The sequence below is a fragment of the Agrococcus terreus genome, assembly GCF_014645235.1.
GTDB classification, from domain to species: domain Bacteria; phylum Actinomycetota; class Actinomycetes; order Actinomycetales; family Microbacteriaceae; genus Agrococcus; species Agrococcus terreus.
This window is the reverse complement of record NZ_BMLM01000001.1, coordinates 910712-929825: the sequence shown is the minus strand read 5'-3', so window position 1 is coordinate 929825 and position 19114 is coordinate 910712. Positions and strand designations below refer to the sequence as shown.

The 19114-nt window shown below is 75.5% G+C and carries 23 protein-coding genes; 7 read left to right on the top strand and 16 right to left on the bottom strand.

What is annotated here, in order from left to right:
- Position 1 precedes the first annotated feature (1 nt).
- Positions 2 to 1252, bottom strand: coding sequence for a CpaE/TadZ family protein (locus IEW90_RS04485; protein ID WP_188716453.1), 1251 nt, complete (start codon positions 1250 to 1252; stop codon positions 2 to 4).
- Positions 1249 to 1857: a hypothetical protein gene (locus IEW90_RS04480; RefSeq protein ID WP_188716451.1), complete on the bottom strand. Its 609-nt coding sequence runs from the start codon at positions 1855 to 1857 to the stop codon at positions 1249 to 1251. The genes IEW90_RS04485 and IEW90_RS04480 overlap by 4 nt, the downstream gene beginning before the upstream one ends.
- Before the next feature lie 123 nt (positions 1858 to 1980).
- On the opposite strand from IEW90_RS04480, the gene IEW90_RS04475 reads away from it, so the two are divergent.
- Positions 1981 to 2229 carry a helix-turn-helix domain-containing protein gene (locus tag IEW90_RS04475; protein ID WP_188716447.1) on the top strand — a complete coding sequence of 83 codons (249 nt, stop codon included), beginning with the start codon at positions 1981 to 1983 and terminating at the stop codon, positions 2227 to 2229.
- Between the two features lie 31 nt (positions 2230 to 2260).
- On the opposite strand, the gene IEW90_RS04470 is transcribed toward IEW90_RS04475, so the two are convergent.
- Complete coding sequence (locus IEW90_RS04470) at positions 2261 to 2827, bottom strand: hypothetical protein (protein ID WP_188716445.1); 567 nt, start codon at positions 2825 to 2827, stop codon at positions 2261 to 2263.
- Positions 2828 to 3015: 188 nt separating this feature from the next.
- Between IEW90_RS04470 and IEW90_RS04465 the strand changes: the two genes are divergently transcribed.
- Positions 3016 to 3408, top strand: coding sequence for an Rv3235 family protein (locus tag IEW90_RS04465; protein WP_188716444.1), 393 nt, complete (start codon positions 3016 to 3018; stop codon positions 3406 to 3408).
- Positions 3409 to 3429: 21 nt separating this feature from the next.
- Here the strand turns inward: IEW90_RS04465 and IEW90_RS04460 are convergent, their stop codons facing one another.
- Positions 3430 to 3696, bottom strand: a complete 267-nt coding sequence (locus tag IEW90_RS04460) for a helix-turn-helix domain-containing protein (protein ID WP_188716442.1) — start codon at positions 3694 to 3696, stop codon at positions 3430 to 3432.
- A gap of 81 nt (positions 3697 to 3777) precedes the next feature.
- Between IEW90_RS04460 and map the strand changes: the two genes are divergently transcribed.
- Positions 3778 to 4560: a type I methionyl aminopeptidase gene (map, locus tag IEW90_RS04455; protein ID WP_188716438.1), complete on the top strand. Its 783-nt coding sequence runs from the start codon at positions 3778 to 3780 to the stop codon at positions 4558 to 4560.
- Positions 4561 to 4594: 34 nt separating this feature from the next.
- On the opposite strand, the gene IEW90_RS04450 is transcribed toward map, so the two are convergent.
- Positions 4595 to 4972 carry a hypothetical protein gene (locus IEW90_RS04450; protein ID WP_188716436.1) on the bottom strand — a complete coding sequence of 126 codons (378 nt, stop codon included), beginning with the start codon at positions 4970 to 4972 and terminating at the stop codon, positions 4595 to 4597.
- Positions 4969 to 5841 carry a mycothiol conjugate amidase Mca gene (gene mca / locus IEW90_RS04445; RefSeq protein ID WP_229679485.1) on the bottom strand — a complete coding sequence of 291 codons (873 nt, stop codon included), beginning with the start codon at positions 5839 to 5841 and terminating at the stop codon, positions 4969 to 4971. The genes IEW90_RS04450 and mca overlap by 4 nt, the downstream gene beginning before the upstream one ends.
- Positions 5842 to 5927: 86 nt before the next feature.
- Here mca and IEW90_RS04440 point away from each other — a divergent pair, with 86 nt between their 5' ends.
- Entirely contained in the window at positions 5928 to 6317 is a 390-nt protein-coding gene (locus IEW90_RS04440) for a DUF4307 domain-containing protein (RefSeq protein WP_188716432.1), read from the top strand.
- A gap of 56 nt (positions 6318 to 6373) precedes the next feature.
- On the top strand, positions 6374 to 6859 hold the full coding sequence (greA, locus tag IEW90_RS04435; RefSeq protein ID WP_188716430.1) for a transcription elongation factor GreA: 486 nt from the start codon (positions 6374 to 6376) through the stop codon (positions 6857 to 6859).
- Positions 6860 to 6962: 103 nt separating this feature from the next.
- Here the strand turns inward: greA and ilvA are convergent, their stop codons facing one another.
- A complete protein-coding gene (gene ilvA, locus IEW90_RS04430) occupies positions 6963 to 8183 on the bottom strand; it encodes a threonine ammonia-lyase (protein ID WP_188716428.1) in 1221 nt (406 codons plus the stop codon).
- The gene (locus tag IEW90_RS04425) at positions 8180 to 9337 is read right to left on the bottom strand and encodes an AI-2E family transporter (protein ID WP_229679484.1); all 1158 of its coding nucleotides are present in this window, start codon (positions 9335 to 9337) and stop codon (positions 8180 to 8182) included. The genes ilvA and IEW90_RS04425 overlap by 4 nt, the downstream gene beginning before the upstream one ends.
- 69 nt (positions 9338 to 9406) lie before the next feature.
- On the opposite strand from IEW90_RS04425, the gene IEW90_RS04420 reads away from it, so the two are divergent.
- Positions 9407 to 10639 (top strand): winged helix-turn-helix domain-containing protein, encoded by a 1233-nt coding sequence (locus IEW90_RS04420; protein ID WP_188716426.1) that lies wholly within the window; start codon positions 9407 to 9409, stop codon positions 10637 to 10639.
- 143 nt (positions 10640 to 10782) lie between these two features.
- Here IEW90_RS04420 and IEW90_RS04415 read toward each other — a convergent pair whose 3' ends face one another.
- The gene (locus IEW90_RS04415; RefSeq protein WP_188716424.1) at positions 10783 to 11331 is read right to left on the bottom strand and encodes a LemA family protein; all 549 of its coding nucleotides are present in this window, start codon (positions 11329 to 11331) and stop codon (positions 10783 to 10785) included.
- Between the two features lie 113 nt (positions 11332 to 11444).
- On the opposite strand from IEW90_RS04415, the gene IEW90_RS04410 reads away from it, so the two are divergent.
- Positions 11445 to 11963 carry a DUF4395 domain-containing protein gene (locus IEW90_RS04410; protein WP_188716422.1) on the top strand — a complete coding sequence of 173 codons (519 nt, stop codon included), beginning with the start codon at positions 11445 to 11447 and terminating at the stop codon, positions 11961 to 11963.
- Here IEW90_RS04410 and IEW90_RS04405 read toward each other — a convergent pair.
- The 7 genes from IEW90_RS04405 to eno form a co-directional block, all read right to left on the bottom strand.
- A complete protein-coding gene (locus IEW90_RS04405) occupies positions 11960 to 13252 on the bottom strand; it encodes a D-arabinono-1,4-lactone oxidase (RefSeq protein WP_188716420.1) in 1293 nt (430 codons plus the stop codon). The genes IEW90_RS04410 and IEW90_RS04405 overlap by 4 nt on opposite strands.
- Positions 13249 to 14457, bottom strand: a complete 1209-nt coding sequence (locus tag IEW90_RS04400; protein WP_188716418.1) for an alanine racemase — start codon at positions 14455 to 14457, stop codon at positions 13249 to 13251. Before IEW90_RS04400 ends, IEW90_RS04405 begins: the two co-directional genes overlap by 4 nt.
- 1 nt (position 14458) lies before the next feature.
- Positions 14459 to 15061: a TetR/AcrR family transcriptional regulator gene (locus IEW90_RS04395; protein WP_188716416.1), complete on the bottom strand. Its 603-nt coding sequence runs from the start codon at positions 15059 to 15061 to the stop codon at positions 14459 to 14461.
- 125 nt (positions 15062 to 15186) lie between these two features.
- Positions 15187 to 16515 carry an NAD(P)/FAD-dependent oxidoreductase gene (locus tag IEW90_RS04390; RefSeq protein WP_188716414.1) on the bottom strand — a complete coding sequence of 443 codons (1329 nt, stop codon included), beginning with the start codon at positions 16513 to 16515 and terminating at the stop codon, positions 15187 to 15189.
- A 39-nt stretch (positions 16516 to 16554) separates the two neighbouring features.
- Positions 16555 to 17073, bottom strand: coding sequence for a DUF501 domain-containing protein (locus IEW90_RS04385; RefSeq protein ID WP_229679483.1), 519 nt, complete (start codon positions 17071 to 17073; stop codon positions 16555 to 16557).
- A 52-nt stretch (positions 17074 to 17125) separates the two neighbouring features.
- The gene (locus IEW90_RS04380; RefSeq protein WP_188716412.1) at positions 17126 to 17587 is read right to left on the bottom strand and encodes an FtsB family cell division protein; all 462 of its coding nucleotides are present in this window, start codon (positions 17585 to 17587) and stop codon (positions 17126 to 17128) included.
- Positions 17588 to 17655: 68 nt separating this feature from the next.
- The gene (gene eno, locus IEW90_RS04375; RefSeq protein ID WP_188716410.1) at positions 17656 to 18936 is read right to left on the bottom strand and encodes a phosphopyruvate hydratase; all 1281 of its coding nucleotides are present in this window, start codon (positions 18934 to 18936) and stop codon (positions 17656 to 17658) included.
- Between the last annotated feature and the right edge of the window lie 178 nt (positions 18937 to 19114).

Sequence of the window (19114 nt, the reverse complement as noted above, 5' to 3'; positions counted from 1 at the left end):
TTCAGCGTAGCGCGGGCAGCAGGCGCCGCCTGGGGCGCTCGGCGGCGCGCAGCGCCGCCCTGCTGGTGGCCGCCTCCTGCGGCACGAGCCGCAGGGCGAGCTCCTGCACCCTGCGCCGCAGCCTCGAGCGGCCCGCGACGTCGGCGAGCGGCCGACCCTCGAGCATCGCCGCGTCGGCGGCTCGCCCGTCGAACGGCCAGCACGCCTCGGGCGTCACCTGCGCGAGCCTCCGGAGCGTCTCCTCGACCGCGCGCTCGGGCGCCACGCCGATCGCGCCGGCGCGCACGCGGTTCACGATCACGCGCGGCCGCGCCTGGGGCGCGAGCTCCCGAAGCTTGGGCAGCGCGCGGACCAGCCGCGCGATGCCGACCGCGTCGCCACCCGCGACCACGACGAGCTCGTCGGCCGCCTCGAGCGCGGCGAGCGTGGCGGCGTGGCGGCGCGGCGCGAAGAGGTCGCTCGAGATCTCCTCGTCGCGCTCGAGGCTCGCGGCGACGTCGACCACGGTCACGTCGACCCAGTCGCGGCAGCGCTCGAGCACCTCGGCGACGCGCTCGCGCCCGAGCTCCGGCCAGCGGCTCGCCCGGCCGATGCCGGTGAGCACGCGCACGGTGCCGCCGCTCGTCGCCACGGGCTGGGCGATGCGGTCGAGCTCGTCGACCGTGAGGCTGCCGGCACGCGCGAGCCTCGCCGCGGCCGCGAAGCCGGGCGACTCGTCGAGGAGCCCGAGCGCCGGCGCCACGGCGGCGCTCGTCGTGTCGGCGTCGACGAGCGCGACGCGCTGGCCGAGGAGCGCGAGCTCCGCCGCGAGCGCGATCGACGCGGTGGTGCGGCCGGGCGCCCCGTGCGGGCCCCACACGACCACGACCCGGCCGCGCGCCGCGGGCGTCCCCGGCCCGGCGGGGCTCGGGCGCACCGACGCCTCGATCGCGGCGAAGCCGTCGGCCCAGGCGACGGCGTCGATGCCCAGCGCCTGCGCCCTGCTGCGCTCCCCCGGGTCGTCGGCGAGCGCGAGGAGGCGCAGCCCGCGGGCGTCGCATCCCTCGACGAGCGCGCGGCTCGCGTGTGCCTCGTCGGCGACGACGAGCACGAGGTCGATGGCCGGCTCCGCGTCGGCGGGCCGGGCGGCGAGCCGCTCGAGCAGGTCGTCGGCGGTCGCGGCGCGGATGGCGACGCGGTGGCCGTGGCGCGCCGCCTCGCGGACGACGGCGTCCTCGCGCTCGAGCGGCGCGGAGACCGCGATGCCGATCACGGCGACGCCACCGGCTGCGCGAGCGGCACGACGCTCACCGCGTGCTCGTCGGCGATCGCCTCGAGCAGCTCGCCCGTGCTGCCGCGCGGCACGAGCAGCTCGAGCTGGGTTCCGGCCGCGTCGATGATGCCGTCGTCCTCGACGAGCCCGACGACGATCGCGTCGTCGACCAGCACGGCCGGCTCCTCGTAGCCCTGCTCCCCCGGCGCCGCGGCCCAGACGTCGACGTGCGCGCCCGCGCGCACCGCCGTCGGGAGCGCCGCGCCCACGTCGATGACGACCGCGGCGCGGTCCTCCGCGGCGGCGTCGCCGACGGCCCGCACGGGCAGCACCTCGCCCTCGCCCACCGTCGATGCGACCACCATGCCGACCGGGTCGACGCCCGCGCCGAGGTAGCGGTCCTGCGACTGCGGCAGCCGGGCCTCCACCCGCTCCACGTCGCCCGCGCCGATCGTGTCGCCCGGCAGCAGCGTGCGGGTCGCCGACCACGCGGGCTCGGTGCGCGCCGACTGCTGCACGACCATCCAGACGCCCGCGAGGGAGGCGAGCACGAGCGCCACCCCGATCACGAGCCTGGGATCCATCCACGTCCGTCGTGCCGACATCGCTCCTCCTCGTCGTCGGGCACCACCGTGCCAGGAGGGCGCGGCGCGGGTCGGCGGTTGTCCACAGCGCACGTTGTCCACAGGTGCCCGCCAGGGATCGCCCGGCGGCCCACAATGGTGGGCATGCCCCTCGAGCCGCGACGCTTCCTGTCCGTGGCCGACGTCGCCGAGACCCTCGGCTCGACGCCGGCGGCGGTCGTGGCGCTGCTCGAGGCGGGCGAGCTCCGCGGCCTCCGTGTGGGCGGCGCGTGGCGCGTCGCGCTCGACGAGCTGCAGGGCTGGATCGACGCGCAGCTCGAGGTCGAGCGCCGCCGAGCGCTGTGGCGGCAGGGGCAGTCCGCCAGCATCGCCGACCTCTTCGGCGAGCGCTGACGGCGACGCGGCCGCCGCGCCGCCCGACCGCTCAGGGCAGGCGCACCCAGTCGAAGGCGTCGAAGGGCACGATGCGCCAGGACCGCACGGTGCCGAGCCGCGGGCTCGCGCCCGGCTCGTGCAGCGCGAGGTCGAGGTGGTCGCGCCCGACGCGGTCGATCGTGCCCGAGAGCGGATGCGGCCCCTCGAGGATGACGTGGGCGCGGCGGCGAGCGAGGTCGCGCAGCGCGAAGGCGAAGCTGAGGCGGCGCGAGAGGTCGCCCGCCGACTGCGGGCGCACCGAGGCGGCGGCGCCGTCGGCGTCGAGCTCGATGCCGGCGATCGCCCGCAGCGGCACGAGCGCGCCCGTGTCGGCGGGCGCGCCCTCGAGCACGAGGCCGTTCAGCCAGTCGCGGCCGAGCGCCATGCGGCGGAGGCGGATCCGGCCGCCGCCGCGCAGCGTCAGGTCGAGCGTGCGCGGCGCGGCCGCGATGCGCTCGTGGAGCTCGAGGCGGCCGACGCGGAAGCGCTCCTCCTCGGCCTCGAGGTCCCTGCGCTCGGCGCCGAGCTCCGCCTCGAGCTGGCTCTCGAGGTCGTCGAACAGGTCGTCGAAGCGCACGCGGGCCAACCTAGGGCGCGCCCACGCCACGGGCGGCGCGGTTCTCCACAGGTGGAGTTCTCCCCATGGACGCCCCCACCTAGGACTTGGCTATGGTTCCGCGCAACGGCGCCCGGGTGGGCCGGCCGCCCCGGGGATGCCCGAGGGCGTGGAGCGAAGGGGCGAGGATGCGCGCGACGAGACGACGGATGACGGCGGCGGACGCCGAGGAGTACTTCGACTTCCAGCCGTGCTCGTCGGCAGGCCTGCCCGATCCCGCCCCGCTCCTCGAGAACCTCGCCTCGAGCGTCGTGGAGATCCTGCTCGGCGTGCGCGACGTGCAGCAGATCGCGCGCTGGGTGACCGAGCCCACCTACGACTGCCTCGCGCGCCGGGCGCTCACCGCGCGGCGGGCGCGCGCGAGGCGTGCGGTGCGGGAGGTCCCCGGGTTCGAGATCAGCCGCGTCCGCGCGTGCCACTCCGCCGACGGTGTCGTCGAGGGCGCCGTCGTCGTGCGCTCCGCGGGCCGCACCCGCGCGGTCGCGATCCGGCTCGAGGGCCTCGACGGTCGCTGGCGCGCGACCTCCGTCGGCGTGCTCTGAGCGCGGCGCCTCCCCGGCCGCTCAGGAGGCGAGCCGCTCCCCCGCGTCGTCGCTGACCTCTGCCCACACCTCGTCGAGCGAGAGCCCGAGCACGCACGCGACCGCCGCGACGGTCGGGAAGGCGGGCGTGGCCACGCGGCCCGTCTCGATCTTGCGCAGCGTCTCGGGAGAGATGCGCGCGGCGAGCGCGACCTCAAGCATCGGGCGGGCGCCCCGCGCGCGGCGCAGGAGCGCGCCCAGGCGCGCGCCGCGCTCGAGCTCGTCGGGACGCAGCGGCAGTCGGACCATGCGTCCAGCGTACGGGATCGGGACGATCATCCCGGGATAGGATTGCCGGTATTCCTTTCGGCATCCACGAGGAGGCACGCCGTGATCGAGATCCTGACGCCCGCCGAGCTCGACCGCGCCCGGGCGACCGGCGCGCTCGTCGGCGACATCCTGCAGGCGCTGCGCGAGCGCGTCGACGTCGGCACCGACCTGCTCGAGATCGATCGCTGGACCGCGGCGATGATCGCCGACGCCGGCGCCGTCTCCTGCTACGTCGACTACGCGCCGTCGTTCGGCCGGGGTCCCTTCGGCCACCACATCTGCACGGGCGTCGACGACGCCGTGCTGCACGCGAAGCCGCACCGCTACCGCCTCGCCGAGGGCGACCTCCTCACGCTCGACCTCGCCGTCTCGCTCGACGGGATCGCAGCGGATGCCGCCATCAGCTTCGAGGTCGGCCCGCCGCGCGACGACGAGGGCGGCGCGCTCATCGCCGCCACGGAGCGCGCCCTCGCGGCCGGCATCGCCGCCGCGAGGCCGGACGCGCGCATCGGCGACATCTCGCACGCGATCGGCTCGTCGCTGCGCGGCGACGGCCACCTGGTGAACACCGAGTTCGGCGGCCACGGCATCGGCACGACCATGCACCAGGACCCCTCGGTGCCGAACGACGGCCGTCCCGGCCGCGGCTACCGCCTGCGGCCCGGCCTGCTGCTCGCGATCGAGCCGTGGGTGATGGCCGGCACCGACGAGCTCGTCGTCGACGAGGACGGCTGGACGCTGCGCAGCGCCACGGGCGCCCGCACGGCGCACAGCGAGCACACGGTCGCGATCACCGAGGACGGCCCCGAGATCCTCACCCTGCCCTCGAGCGCTCGCGGCTGACGGCAGGGCCGCGCGGACGGCGCCACCGGGGACGTCAGGCGTCGCCGCGGCGCTCGCGCTCGACCGGCTCGGCCTCGCCCGCCGGCGCGTCGTCCTGCGGCGCGGCCTCGAGCGATCCCGTCGGACCGGCCGGGCCGCCCTCCGCGATGCCGGCGTCGCGCGCCGCGGCCTCCTCGACCGCATCCGGCTGCCCCTCGGCGGCCGCGCGCTCGAGCGCGTCGCGCTCGGCGACCTCGGCGTCGATGCGCGCGCGGATGTCGGCGCGGTCGTTGATGCGGCGCACGCGGCGCGTGAAGTCGAGCAGCAGCAGGATCACGACGAGCGCGACCGCCGCGGTCACCGCGAAGCCGATGACGCCCGGCGTCACCTGGTCGGGGTCGTACGGCAGCCGCTCGAGGCCCAGCGCGGTCATCGGTCCTCCTCGACGCCCGCGAACAGGTCGTCCTCGCCGTCGACGGCGGGGACGGACGAGCGGACGAGCTCGTAGTCGTCGGTGGGCCACGCGGCGAGCAGCAGGTCGTGCGGCCAGAAGAAGAAGGGCGAGTCGGGCTCGACCTGGCTCGCGTGCGCGCGCAGCGCCGCATCCCGGGCCGCCAGGTGCTGCCCGATGTCGACGCGCGTCGTGAGCGCGGCGCCGCGGTCGCCGATCCGCTCCGACCACTGGCGCATGTCGGGCAGGCGCGCGTCGTGCGGCGCGCTCTCCTCGAGCGCCGCGATGAGCGCGCGCAGCCGCTGCCCGCTCATCGAGCGGTCGAAGTAGACCTTCTGCACCTCCCACGGCTCGCCGAGCTCCGGCAGGCCCTGCGCGGCGTGCTCGACGGCCCACATCGTCACCTCGTGGGTGCGGATGTGGTCGGGGTGGGGGTAGCCGCCGGTCTCGTCGTAGGTCACGACGACCTGGGGTCGCAGGCGCCGGATGAGGCGCACGAGCGGGCGGCCGGAGACCTCGAGCGGGATCGTGGCGAACGAGAGTGCGCGCAGCGGCTCGCCCTCGGGCGGCAGGCCGGAGTCGACGTAGCCGAGCCACACGTGGTCGATGCCGAGCTCGGCCTGCGCGGCCGCCATCTCGAGGCGGCGGAGCCCCGCCATGTCGCGCGAGGCGCGGTGCGGCAGGGCGAAGCCGGCAGTGAGCACGTCGCCGCTCTCGCCGCCCGTGCAGGAGACGACCGTCACCTGGGCGCCCTCGGCGACGTAGCGCGCGAGCGTGCCGGCACCCTTGCTCGACTCGTCGTCAGGATGCGCGTGGACCGCCAGCAGCCGACGTCCGGAGCTCGTGGGCACGGCCTCCTCCTCCCCTCCAGCCGCGGCGCGCCGGACGGCACGACGGTAGGCTGGGACCTCTCCCATCCTCCCACGAGAGCCTGCAGATGACCGACCTCGCCGCCCGCTACGGGCGCCGCACGGCCGCGCCGCGCACGCGGCGCGCCTGGTGGATCGCCGGCGTCGCGGCGCTCACGCTCGTGGTCGGCGCGCTCTGGTGGATCAGCTCGGATCCGCTCAGCCCGACCGTGCAGTCGCAGGACATCTCGCACGCCGTGGTCGACGACTCCACCATCGAGGTGCGCTTCGCGGTGACCGTCGATCCCGGCACGCCGGTGACGTGCGCCGTGCAGGCGCTCGACCTCAGCTACGGCATCGTCGGGTGGGTCGAGGTGCCGCTCGAGGCCGCCGAGGTGCCCACGAGCACCCACGCCGTGCAGCTCCGCACGGCCGCGCCCGCGGCCAACGGATTGGTCTCCGAGTGCTGGGTGCCATAGACTCCTGATCGGACCGGCCCACATGGGGGCCGGTTTCTCGCATATCAGGAGACGACATGAACGGCACCACGGAGACCTGGCTCACCCAGGAGGCGCACGACCGCCTGCAGGGCGAGCTGGAGCACCTGCAGGGGCCCGTGCGCGCGGAGATCGCGAAGCGCATCGAGGAGGCCCGCGACGAGGGCGACCTCAAGGAGAACGGCGGCTACCACGCCGCCAAGGACGACCAGGCCCAGATCGAGGCGCGCATCGCGCAGATCACCCAGCTGCTGCGCACCGCCAAGGTCGGCGAGGCGCCCCAGGCATCCGGCGTGGTCGAGCCCGGCACGGTCGTGAAGGCCACCATCGCCGGTGACGCGACCACCTTCCTCGTGGGCAACCGCGAGATCCAGGAGACGGGCGACCTCGACGTCTACAGCGAGGCGAGCCCGCTGGGCGCCGCGATCATCGGCCTGAAGATCGGCGAGAAGACCTCGTACGAGGCGCCCTCGGGCGCGACGATCGACGTCGAGATCCTCGACGTGCAGACGTACCGCGCCTGACCCCCGGCGCACGCGCCCCCAGGCGCAGAGAGGGCCCCGCATCGCGCGGGGCCCTCTCGCGTTCCCGGGCGCCGCTTCGTCGGCGCCCGGGAACGCGGCCGGGTCAGAGGACGATCGGCTCGTAGCCCGCGCGGCGCAGCGCGTCGAGCACGCGCTCGGCATGCTCGGGGCCGCGCGTCGTCACCGAGATGTCGATCGAGACGTCGGTGATGGAGGTCCACGCGTCGTGCTGGGTGTGGAGCACCTCGACGACGTTCGCCTGCTCGTCCGAGACGATCTGCGCGATGATCGCCAGCTGGCCCGGACGGTCGGGCAGCGCCAGCCGCACCTTGAGGTAGCGCTGCGACGCGGCGAGGCCTCGGCCGATGACGCGCTCCATGAACAGCGGATCGATGTTGCCGCCCGAGACGACGGCGACCGTCGGCCCGTCGGCGCGCACGAGGCCGCGCATGATCGCGGCGGTCGCGACCGCGCCGGCGGGCTCGACGACGAGCTTCGCCCGCTCGAGCAGCACGATGAGGGCGCGCGCGATGTCGTCGTCCGAGACGGTGACGATCTCGTCGACCGCGTCGCGGATGATCTCGAACGGCAGCGCGCCCGGCCGCGCGACGGCGATGCCGTCGGCGATCGTCGGCTCCGTGCGGATGGTGGTCGGCTCCCCCGCGGTCAGCGAGGCCGGGTAGGCGGCGGCGCGCTCCGCCTGCACGCCGACGATGCGGATCGTGCGGCCCTGCTGCGCCGCCCGGGCGCGGAGCGCGGCCGCGAGGCCCGCCGCGAGCCCGCCGCCGCCGATCGGCACGACGACCGTGGCGACGTCCGGCACCTGGTCGAGGATCTCGAGCCCGAGCGTGCCCTGCCCCTCGATGATGTCCGGGTGGTCGTAGGGCGGGACGAACGTGGCGCCCGTGCGCTCGACGTGCTCGACCGCGGCCGCGAGGGCCGATTGGAAGTCCTGCCCGCGCAGCTCGATCGAGGCGCCGTAGTCGCGCGTCGCCTGCAGCTTGGGCAGCGCGACGCCGAGCGGCATGAAGATCGTCGAGCGCATGCCGAGCTCGGTCGCGGCGAAGGCGACGCCCTGCGCGTGGTTGCCGGCCGAGGCCGCGACGACGCCGCGCTCGCGCTGCTCGGGGCTGAGCTTCGAGAGCATGTTGTAGGCGCCGCGGATCTTGTAGGCGCCCGTGCGCTGCAGGTTCTCGCACTTGAGGAACACCTCGGCGCCGAGCATGCCGCTGAGGTAGCGGGAGCGCTCCATGGGTGTCTCCTGCGCGATGCCGCGGAGGCGCTCGCGCGCCGATTCGATGCCGGCCAGGTCGGGTGCGCTCATCGGACGATGTCCTCGATCGACGGATTGGGGTTCGTGCGCCAGGACCCGGAGGCGATCGTCTTCACGAACACGTTGAGGAAGGCGACGGTCGGCACGGCGAAGAGCGCGCCGGCGATGCCGCCGATGGTCGAGCCGGCCGCGACCGCGACGACGACCGCGAGCGGGTGGATCTTCACGGCCGTGCCCATGATGAGCGGCTGCAGCACGTGCCCCTCGATCTGCTGCACGAGCAGCACGATGCCGATCATGATGATGCCGGGGATCGGGCCGAGCGCGACGAGGGCGATGAGGGCGGCGATCGCGCCGGTCGTGACGGCACCGATGATGGGGATGAAGGAGCCGAGGAAGACGAGGATCGCGATCGGCAGCACGAGCGGCATGCCGCCGTAGAAGAGGCCGAGGATGAAGGCGCCGAGGCCGATGCCGACCGCGTCGATGCCCGCGACGAGCACCTGCACGCGGACGAAGTTGCCGAGGGTGACCCAGCCGGCCTTGGCGGCGCCGTCCGTGGGGCGGCGCGCGGCGCGCGGGAGCAGGCCCACTGTCCAGCCCCAGATGCGTCGGCCGTCGGCGAGCGTGAAGATGAGCGAGAAGAGCGCCAGCAGCGCGCCCGCGACGAAGTGGCCCACCGAGGAGCCCACGGTCAGCGCGCTCGAGAGGATCGACGAGATGTCGTCGCGGAGCGTGCCGAGGATGTTCGTGCCGAAGTCGGCGAGGTCCTGCTGCGTGATGCCGAACGGCAGCGACAGGATCCATGCCTGCGCCTCGGCCCAGAAGCCGACGGCGCGCTCCTGCAGCTCCGGGTACTCCTCGCGCATCTGCGAGACGACGAGCCAGCCGAGGGCCGAGACGAGCACGATGAGGCCGACGATCGCGAGCGCGACGGCGAGCCCGCGCGGCCAGCCGCGGCGCGCGAGCCCCTCGACGAGCGGCAGCAGCAGCGCCGTGAGCAGCGCGGCCACGAGCAGCGGGATCACGATGAGCGAGAACTGCATCACGAGCCAGATGGCGATGGCGGCCGCGCCGGCGATGACGAGCACGCGCCAGGACCACGCTCCGGCGATGCGCACGCCGCGGGGCAGCGCGTCGTCGCCGAGGGGCAGCGGCGCGGGAGGCTCCTGGGGGGCCGCGGACCCGCCACGTCGGAACAGCATCCCCCGATCCTACGGCGGCGCAGCGCGGCGACGGGCACATGCGTCGGAGGCCGTCGGTAGGCTCCGGGCGTGCAGCAGCGACGCAGGATCTCGGCCGCCCAGGCCCGGCGCACGGCCATCGCCGCGGGCGGCCTCCACGGTGCACTGCCGGGCGAGCGGGGGCGCACGGGCCCGGCCGCGATGGCCCGCGTCGTCGAGCGGCTCGGGCTCCTGCAGCTCGACTCGGTGAACGTGTTCGAGCGCAGCCACTACCTGCCGCTGCTCGCTCGCCTCGGCCCCTACGACCGGGGCGTCCTCGACCGCCTGCTGCACCACGACCGCGGCAGGGGCCTCGGCCGCTACACCGAGTACGTCGCGCACGAGGCCGCCGTGATCCCCGTCGGCGACTGGCCGCTGTGGGCCTGGAAGCGGCGCGCGCCGATGCGGCCGGGCGACGAGGCCTGGGCCGCGGCGCACGCGACCCTCATCGACGAGGTGCTCGCCGAGTTCGCGGAGCGCGGGCCGATGCGCCCGAGCGAGATGGAGCACGAGGCCCACGAGCGGCTCCCGGGCGGCTGGTGGAACAAGTCGGACGCGTACTGGGCGACCGCGGTGCTCTTCCGCCGCGGCGAGCTCGTGACGGTCGGCCGCACGCGCTTCGAGCGGCGCTACGCCGCGGCCGACGCCGTGCTGCCGGACGCGTCGCGCGTCGAGGTGCCGCGCGACGACGCGCACCGCGAGCTCGTCCTGCGCGCCGCGCGCGCGCAGGGCGTCGCCACGCTCGACGACCTCGCCGACCACCACCGGCTCAAGGTCGCGGCGACGAAGGCCGCGGTCGCCGACCTCGTCGACGCCGGCGAGCTCGAGCCCGTCGAGGTCGAGGGGTGGGGTCGCCCGGCGTGGCTCGCGGCGGGCGCGCGCATGCCGCGGGCGGTGCGGACGACGGCGCTCCTGTCGCCCTTCGACCCCATCGTGTGGCACCGGCCCCGCGCATCCCGGATGTTCGGCTTCGACTACCGGATCGGCATCTACACGCCGGCCGAGCAGCGCGTGCACGGCTACTACGTGCTGCCGGTGCTGATCGACGACGCGCTCGTCGGCCGCGTCGACCTCAAGAGCGACCGGCGGGCGGGCGTGCTGCGGGTGCAGGTCGCGACCATCGAGCCCGAGCACGCGGCTCGGGCCGGCGAGCTGGCCGCGCGGCTCGCGCCCGCGCTCGCCGAAGCCGCCGCGTGGCAGGGGCTCGGCGCCGTCGAGGTCGCCGGCGCCGGCACGTGGGCGCGGGAGGTCGCGGAGGCGGTGCGGGGGCTCGAGGTCGCGTGACGCGTGCCGCCGGAGGCGGTTCGCTCCTCGACCGGGGGGGGGGGGCGGTTCGCCGCGCTGGGGTCTCGTGACGCGTGCGCCTGCGGCGCGCGCTCCTCGACCCTGTGCCCTCCGCGCTCACCTCGAGGGTGAGCGCTGCGGGCTCAGAACTGGATGCGGGGCGGCTCGGCGACGGCGCCGGCCTGGTCGACCTCGAAGAAGTCGCGGCGGCCGCCGACCGCCTTCGTCCACGCCGAGGTCGGGAAGCGGCGCGTCTTCGCGTTCAGCTCGCGCACGACCGTGTTGTAGTCGCGGCGGCGCTGCTGCGCCTGGTCCTCGAGCGCCGCGAGCGCCGCGCGCGCCTCCGCGATCGCGGAGCCCGCGGGCTGCTGCGCCGCCGCCTGCACGATGGGGCGCAGCGCGCGCTGCGCCTCGGCCTCGGCCTCGGCCTTCGTCGTCGGGAACGGCTCGGCCGACACCTTGGCCAGCGCCGCCTCCGCCGACGCCCGCTGCGCCGGCGGGGCGTCCTCGAGCAGCGGCGCGGCCGCGGCGCGCCGCTCGTCGAGCGCGGCGTCGAGCGCGCGCCACCGCTCCTCGACGGCGGTGCCGAGCCGGCGCATCGCCGAGTACGAGGCGAGCGCCAGGATGACGCCCACGATCGGGACGACGGCGAGCGCGCCGATGACGATCCAGAGCAGCAGCTGCGGGTCCATGCCCCCAGCCTAGGCGGCGCCCCTGCGCCGCGTCCGCCCGCCCGGCCGACCGATGTTGCGTCGCATGACGCGCCGCCCTCGCGCCGTGCCGCCGCCGGTGGGAGCGTGCCCGCATGGCGTTCGACTTCCCCAACCCCGTGAACGAGCTCGCGGCGCGGACGGTCGCCGCGCTCGTGCTCGGCAGCGCGCTCGCGATCCTCGCCACGGGCGCCGGCTGGGCGCTCTGGGCGCTCGCGGCCGGGTTCGCGCTGCGCGTCGGCTGGGGGCCGCGGTTCTCGCCGTACGGCCTGCTCGCCACCCGCGTCGTCGCGCCCCGGCTCGGCCCGCCGCGCCTCGTGCCCGGCCCGCCGAAGCGGTTCGCGCAGGCGATCGGCCTCGCGGTGACGCTCGCCGCCGCCCTCGCCTGGTCGCTCGGCGCTCCGGTCGCCGCGGCCGTGCTGACGGGCGTGCTCGTGCTCGCCGCATCCCTCGAGGCCGTGCTGGGCCTCTGCCTCGGCTGCCGGATCTTCGCGGTCCTCATGCGGGTCGGCCTCGTCCCGGCGTCGGTGTGCAAGGCGTGCGACGACGTCTCCGGGCGCCTGCGGGAGCGCTCCGCGGCGCTGCGCGCCGCACGCGAGGCGGAGGCGGCCTAGGCGCCGAGCACGCGCCGGGTCCAGGCCGACGCGAAGGTGCGGTGCGGGTCGAGCTCGTCGCGCGCCGCGAGGAACGCCCCGAAGCCGGGGAAGCGCTCGGCGAGCCGGGGCGCGTCGAGCGAGTGGAGCTTGCCCCAGTGCGGCCGCCCCTCGTGCGCGAGCAGGATGGGCTCGACCACGTCGAAGAGCGGCCGAGGGTCCTCCCTCCACCACCGGTGCACGGCCACGTAGCCGCTCTCGCGGCCGTGCGCGGTCGACAGGTGCGCGTCGTCGGCGGCGGAGGCGCGGACCTCGACGGGGAACGTCACCGCGAGGTCGGCGCGGCGCAGCGCGCGGTCGATCTCGCGCATCGCCGAGGGCACGGCGTCGAGCGGGATGCCGTACTCCATCTCGCGGAACCGCACCGAGCGCGGCGCGCTGAACACCTCGTGGCTCGGCTCGACGAAGCGGCCGCGCGGCATGAGCTGCGCCGAGAGCGCGTTGACGCCGGGTCGCGTCGCCGGTGCGAGCGCACCGAGCGCGAGCAGGGCGCGGTGGCCGACGTCGGTGAGCACGCGCTCGTCGAGGAGGCGGCCCACGCGCGAGCGCGGCCGCAGCGGCCCCTGCGTGCGGCGGTTCGACTTCGTCACCGCGACGCGCGTCCTGGGGAACCAGTACAGCTCGAAGTGGTCGGTGCGCTCCACGATGCCGCGCCAGTCGTCGAGCACGGGATCGAGGTCGACGACCGCCTCGGCCGCGTCGAGCGCGAATGCGGGCACGCAGCGGATCGTGACGTCGACGAGCACGCCGAGCGCTCCGAGGCCGACGCGCACCGCGGGCAGCAGGTCGGGCCGCTCCGTGGCCGACACCCGCACGAGCCGCCCCTCGCCGTCGACGAGCGTGGCGGCCGTGACGGTCGAGGAGATCGAGCCGAAGGCGAGCCCCGTGCCGTGCGTCCCGGTCGAGACGGCGCCGGCGATCGCCTGCTGGTCGATGTCGCCGACGACCTCCATCGCGAGCCCGCTCGGCCGCAGCAGCGCGGGCACCTCGGCGATCCGCGTGCCCGCGAGCAGCGTGGCCTCGCGGGTCGCGGCGTCGACCCTGACGAGCCCCGCGAGGCCGTCGAGCGTCACGTGCGCGTCGTCCGGGCGGGCGGCGGCCGAGAACGAGTGGCCCGCGCCGACCGGGCGCAGCGTGCCGCCGCGCGCGCGCACCGACTCGACGACGTGCTGCACATCGGTGGCGGTGACCGGCGCGTGCACCTCGCTCGGCTCGGCGCGCTGCGATCGACCCCAGTTCCGCCACGTCATAGGAGCATCCTGCCCTCTCCGCGGTACGTGTTCGCCGTGCCCACGACCGCGTCGCCCGCGACGACGTGGAGCCGGTCGATCCGTTCGCACGGCTCCCCCGCCTTCGCGTGCCGGAGCCACACGCGGTCGCCGAGCCGCAGGCCGTCGGCGGCCGCGCCGAGCACGGGCGTCTGCACCTCGCCGGCGCCCTCCTCCGCATCGAGCCGGAGGCCCTCCGGCCAGACGACGACGGGGAGGCGGTCGCGACGCGCGGGGCCGGAGGCGGTCCAGCCGCCGCCGAGCAGCGTCGCGCAGCCGGGAGAGGGCCTCCGCACGACGGGCGCCGAGAACGCGAGGGCCGGCGCGGGCGCGAGGGCGCGGTAGCCGTCGAACAGGTGCGGGCCGTAGAGGCCGCTGCCGGCGGCCACCTCGGTGACGGACGGGTCGCGCGCCGTGCGGTCGATGGAGCCGGTGCCGCCGCCGTTGACGAGCTCGAGCTCGGCGATCCGGCCGACCGCGGCGACCGCTGCCGCACGCCGCTCGGCCACGTCGCGCATCGAGAGCCGCTGCATCGCGCGCACGGCGAGCGCGGGCGCGCTCCCCCGCCGCACCCCGTCGGGCACGCCCGCGACCTGCGACTCGTACGCCATGAGCCCGACGAGCCGGAAGCCGGGCCGCCGCGCGATCGCCTCGGCCAGCGCGACGGCGGCCGCGACCGAGCGCACGGGCGATCGGCGCACGCCGTACCGGATCGGCCCGCGCACGAGCGCGGCGTCGAGCTCGATCGCGACCCGCAGCTCCGGATGCCCGGGTGCTGCGGCGTCGACGAGGTCGAGGTGGGCGACGTCGTCGACCATGAGCGTCACGCGGGCGCGCGCCGCGTCGTCAGCCGCGAGCGCACGGAGCGCCGTGCGATCGGCGCTCGGGTAGCCGACGAGCACGTCGTCGACCGTCTCGGCCAGCCACAGCGCCTCGGGCAGGGTCGCCGCCAGCACCCCGCGCCAGCCCGGCGTGCCGAGCACCGCGTGCACGACGTCGCGCGAGCGGATCGACTTCGTCGCCAGCCGCAGCGGCACGCCGTCCGAGAGCCGCACGAGCGCTGCGGCGTTGTGCGCGAGCGCCTCGAGCGAGAGCGCGGCGACCGGCCCGTCGAGGTGCGCGACCGCGCGGTCGAGGCGCGCCCAGTGGCCGTCGGGCGACCAGGGCCCGGCCGCCGCGAGCCGCACCTCAGCGCCCGTCGGCGTCGACGGCGGCGAGCAGCATCGGCACGGCCGCGTCGAGCATCCGGCGCGCTGCCGCGGTGTCGCCCGTGCGCAGCCACGAGTAGGTGACGCCGTCTGCGATCTGGACGACGAGCGTCGCGAGCTCGCGCGCCGGCGTCGCCGAGACGATCCCGAGCCGCGCCTCGAGCGCGCCGAGCAGGCGCTCGACGACCGTGAGGTAGCGCTCCTGCACCTCCTGGTGGAGATGCGCGAGCGAGGGCGTGCGGCGGCAGTAGGCCATGATCTCGATCGCCGCGAGCTCCCACTCGGGGTGCTCGAGGAATCGCTCGAACCAGGCGTCGAGCAGGCTGCGAACGACCTGCTCGGGCGACGCCTCGCGCGGCATGAGCTCCAGCGGCGCCTCGCTGACGAAGCCGGCGCTGTGCGCGTAGGCCTCGCCGATCATCTCGTCGCGCGACCCGAACACGTAGTGGAACGTCGCGAGCGGCACCCCGGCCTCGGCGACGATCGCGCGAACGGAGGCGCCGTGCATGCCCTCGCGCGCGATGACCCTGAGGCCCGCCTCGACGATCTCGGTGCGCCGCTCGGCAGCAGACTTGCGCGGCATCGCGCCTCCCATCCGCCGTCGCCCGCGGCGATGGCCCGACGCCCGTCGTGGACGGACGTCCAAGCAACAGTAGCGCAGCCCCGCATCCGTGCTGGGTGCGGGGCTGCGCTGTGGCCGGACGGCGCCTAGGCGTTCGTCTTGGGGCGCGACGCGAAGGTCTCGAACGAGCGGCGCGGGTGCTCGCGCTCCGAGAGCTCGACGATGTCGCGGCCGAGCCAGAAGTTGTTCCACCAGCCGCCGAAGACGCGCAGCTTGCGCTCCCACATGGGCATCGCGAGACCGTGGTAGCCGCGGTGCGCGATCCAGGCGAGCGGGCCCTTGATGGCGATCTTGCCGCTCTGGAACACGCCGTTGCCGATGCCGAGGCCCGCGACGGCGCCCAGGTTGTCGTGGACGTACTCGCGGGGCGACTCGCCGCGGAGCGTCGCGACGACGTTCTTCGCGAGGAGCTTCGCCTGGCGGACGGCGTGCTGCGCGTTCGGCACGCAGAAGCCGCCGGGGCCGGGGGTCTTCGACTTGTCGGGCACGGCCGAGACGTCGCCGGCGGTCCACGCGTCGGGGACGACCACGCCGTCGCGCGCGACCTGGAGGGTCGCGAGGGCCGTGATGCGACCGCGCTCGTCGAGCGGCAGGTCGGTCTGGCGGACGACCGGGTTCGCCATGACGCCCGCGGTCCAGATGATGAGGTCGGAGGCGAAGCGCTCGCCCGTCGAGAGCTCGCACACGCCGTCGACCGCGCTCTGCAGCTGCGTCTCGAGGTGCACGTCGACGCCGCGCTTGCGCAGGTCCTCGACCACCCACTCCGCCGTCGGGCCGCTCACCTCGGGCATGATGCGGGGCATCGCCTCGATGAGGTGGAAGCGGACGTCCTCGAACGCGATCTCGCGGAAGCGCGAGAGCAGGTGCGTCGCGAGGTCGCGGAGCTCGGCGATCGTCTCGATGCCGGCGAAGCCGCCGCCGACGACCGCGACGGTCAGCAGGCGGTCGCGCTCGGGGCCGGCGGGCAGCGCGGCGGCCTTGGCGAAGTTGCCGAGCAGGCGGTCGCGGACGGCCACGGCCTCCTCGATCGTCTTCATGCCGATCGCCTCGTCGGCGACGCCGCCGATCGGGAAGGTGCGCGAGACCGAGCCGGCCGTCATGACGACGACGTCGTAGTCCATCGTCCAGGCCTCGCCGAGCTCGGGCTGGATCGTGGCCTGCTTCGCGGCGTGGTCGACGTAGGTGACCTTCGCCTCGATGACCTTCGTGCGCGACAGGTGGCGGCGGAGCGAGACGACCGCGTGGCGGGGCTCGATCGAGCCGGCCGCGACCTCGGGGAGGAACGGCAGGTACGTCATGTACGGCAGCGGGTCGACGATGGTGATCTCCGCCTCGGCCGCGCCGAGCAGGCGCTCGAGGCCGCGGGCCGTGTAGAGGCCGGCGTAGCCGCCTCCGACGATGAGGATCTTGGTCACAGAGGCTTCTTCCCGTTCTCTGATAGGTGCGGCCCCATGCTACCGCGGGATGGGGTGCTCCCCGCGCGATGCGGGGTCGCAGTCGCAGCGCTCGGGGCTCCAGCCGCCGAGCTCGAGCACGAGGTCGCCGATGGGGTTGACGCCCGGGCCGGCGGCCAGGGCGTGCGCGAGCACGGCGTGCAGGCACTTGACGCGCGTGGGCATGCCGCCCGCGCTGATGCCCGCGATCTCCTCGACCTCGCCGTGCGCGGCGCGGTCGGCGAGGTACGCCTCGTGGGCCGCGGCGTAGGCGGCGCCGACCTCGGGCTCGGCCAGCCGCTCCTGCAGCGCGGCCATCGTGCCGTCGGCCTCGAGGCGCGAGGCCGCGGCCGTCGCCGCCGGGTGCGTGAGGTAGTAGAAGGTCGGGAACGGCGTGCCGTCGGGCAGGCGCGGGCTCGTCACGACCACGGTCGGGGCGCCGCACGCGCAGCGCGCGCCGATGCCGAGCACGCCGCGCATCGTGCGGCCGAGCTGCGCGGCCATGATCTCCAGGTCGCGCTCGCTGGCGGGCTCGATCATGCTGTCCTCCCCCGCCCGTGGCGGATGGTCGCTGCCGGATGCGCGGGGCGCGTCACTCCGGGGTGTCGGTCTGCGCGGGCTCGCCGAACGAGCTCGGGCCGGCGCTCGTCAGGCCCGCGACGACGAACGACGAGGCCGCGGTGGACGCCCAGTCGCGGTCCGGCTCCTCGAGGGTCGCGGGCGGCACGGCGGCCGAGGCCGCCTCGATCGTGCTGCGATCGTCGAGCAGCACGAAGCTCGTCTCGCCCGGGTGGACGTAGAAGAGGCGGTCGCGCGCCTGCGCCTCGATGTAGGCGGGGTCGTCCCAGCGGGCGACCTCCTCCTGCAGGGACTCGACGTTCGCCTCCTGCGCGGCGACCTGCGCCTCGGCGGCGGCGATGTCGCTGCGCTGCTCGAGCAGCAGCCCGATCGTCGGGGCGAGCACGACGACACCCGCCACCACGATGCCGACGAGCACGAGCAGCAGCCACGACACGCGCAGCTGGCCGAGGGCGGCATCACGGGAGGAGGGCACCCGCCGAGGATATCGGCGAGCGCCCTCCGAGGGCGGCAGGCCCGCCCGGTGCGCGTGGATCGCGGGGGTCAGCCCTGGAAGCGCGGGTAGGCCGACGCGCCGGCGTACTGGGCCGCGTCGCCGAGGTCCTCCTCGATGCGCAGCAGCTGGTTGTACTTCGCGACGCGCTCGCTGCGGGCGGGCGCGCCGGTCTTGATCTGGCCGGCGTTCACGGCGACCGCGATGTCGGCGATCGTCGTGTCCTCGGTCTCGCCCGAGCGGTGCGAGAGCACCGAGCCGTAGCCGTGCTGCGTGGCGAGGCGGATGGCGTCGAGCGTCTCCGAGAGCGTGCCGATCTGGTTGACCTTGACGAGCAGCGCGTTGCCGGCGCCGCGGTCGATGCCCTCGGCGAGGCGCTCGGGGTTCGTGACGAAGAGGTCGTCGCCGACGAGCTGCACCTGCTCGTCGAGGCGCTCGGTGAGGGCGGTCCAGCCGTCCCAGTCGCTCTCGTCGAGCGGGTCCTCGATCGTGACGAGCGGGTACGCGTCGACGAGCTCGGCGAAGTAGTCGGTCATCTCGGCGCTCGAGCGCTGCTGGCCCTCGAAGCGGTACGAGCCGCCCTCGTGGAACTCCGACGCGGCGACGTCGAGGCCGAGCGCGATGTCGGTGCCGGGGCGGAAGCCGGCCTTCTCGATGGCCTGCACGAGGAGATCGAGCGCGGTGCGGTTGCTCGCGAGGTCGGGCGCGAAGCCGCCCTCGTCGCCGAGGCCGGTCGAGAGGCCCTGCTCCTTGAGGATCGACTTGAGCACGTGGTACGTCTCGGTGCCCCAGCGCAGGCCCTCGCGGAACGACTCGGCGCCGACCGGCAGGATCATGAACTCCTGGATGTCGACGCCCGTGTCGGCGTGCGCGCCGCCGTTGATGACGTTCATCATCGGGACGGGCAGCAGGAAGGCGTTCGGGCCGCCGAGGTAGCGGTAGAGCGGCAGGTTCGCCGAGTCGGCGGCGGCCTTCGCGACGGCGAGCGAGACGCCGAGGATGGCGTTGGCGCCGAGGCTCTGCTTGTTGTCGGTGCCGTCGAGCTCGACGAGCGTGGCGTCGACGATGCGCTGGTCGTCGGCGGCGATGCCCTCGAGCGCGTCGGCGATCTCCTCGTTCACGGCGTCGACGGCGCGCTGCACGCCCTTGCCTGCGTAGCGGCCGGCGTCGCCGTCGCGCAGCTCGTAGGCCTCGAAGGCGCCGGTGGAGGCGCCCGAGGGCACGGCGGCGCGGCCGAGCGTGCCGTCGGAGAGCAGGACCTCGACCTCGACGGTCGGGTTGCCGCGGGAGTCGAGGATCTCGCGCGCCTGCAGGGTGTCGATGAGTGCCACTGTGGGTTCCTCTCGAAGAGCGGGGATGGGCCCGGACGCCGAAGGGTCCGGGTGCCGGATCGGCCTGGGTGCCCGACCGGCCTGGGATGCGGCTGCGCCGCGCCCGCGCACCAGCCTAGCCATCGCGGGTGTCCGGATCGGGAGGGGATCCGCGCCCCCGCGACGCCCCCGCGCCGCG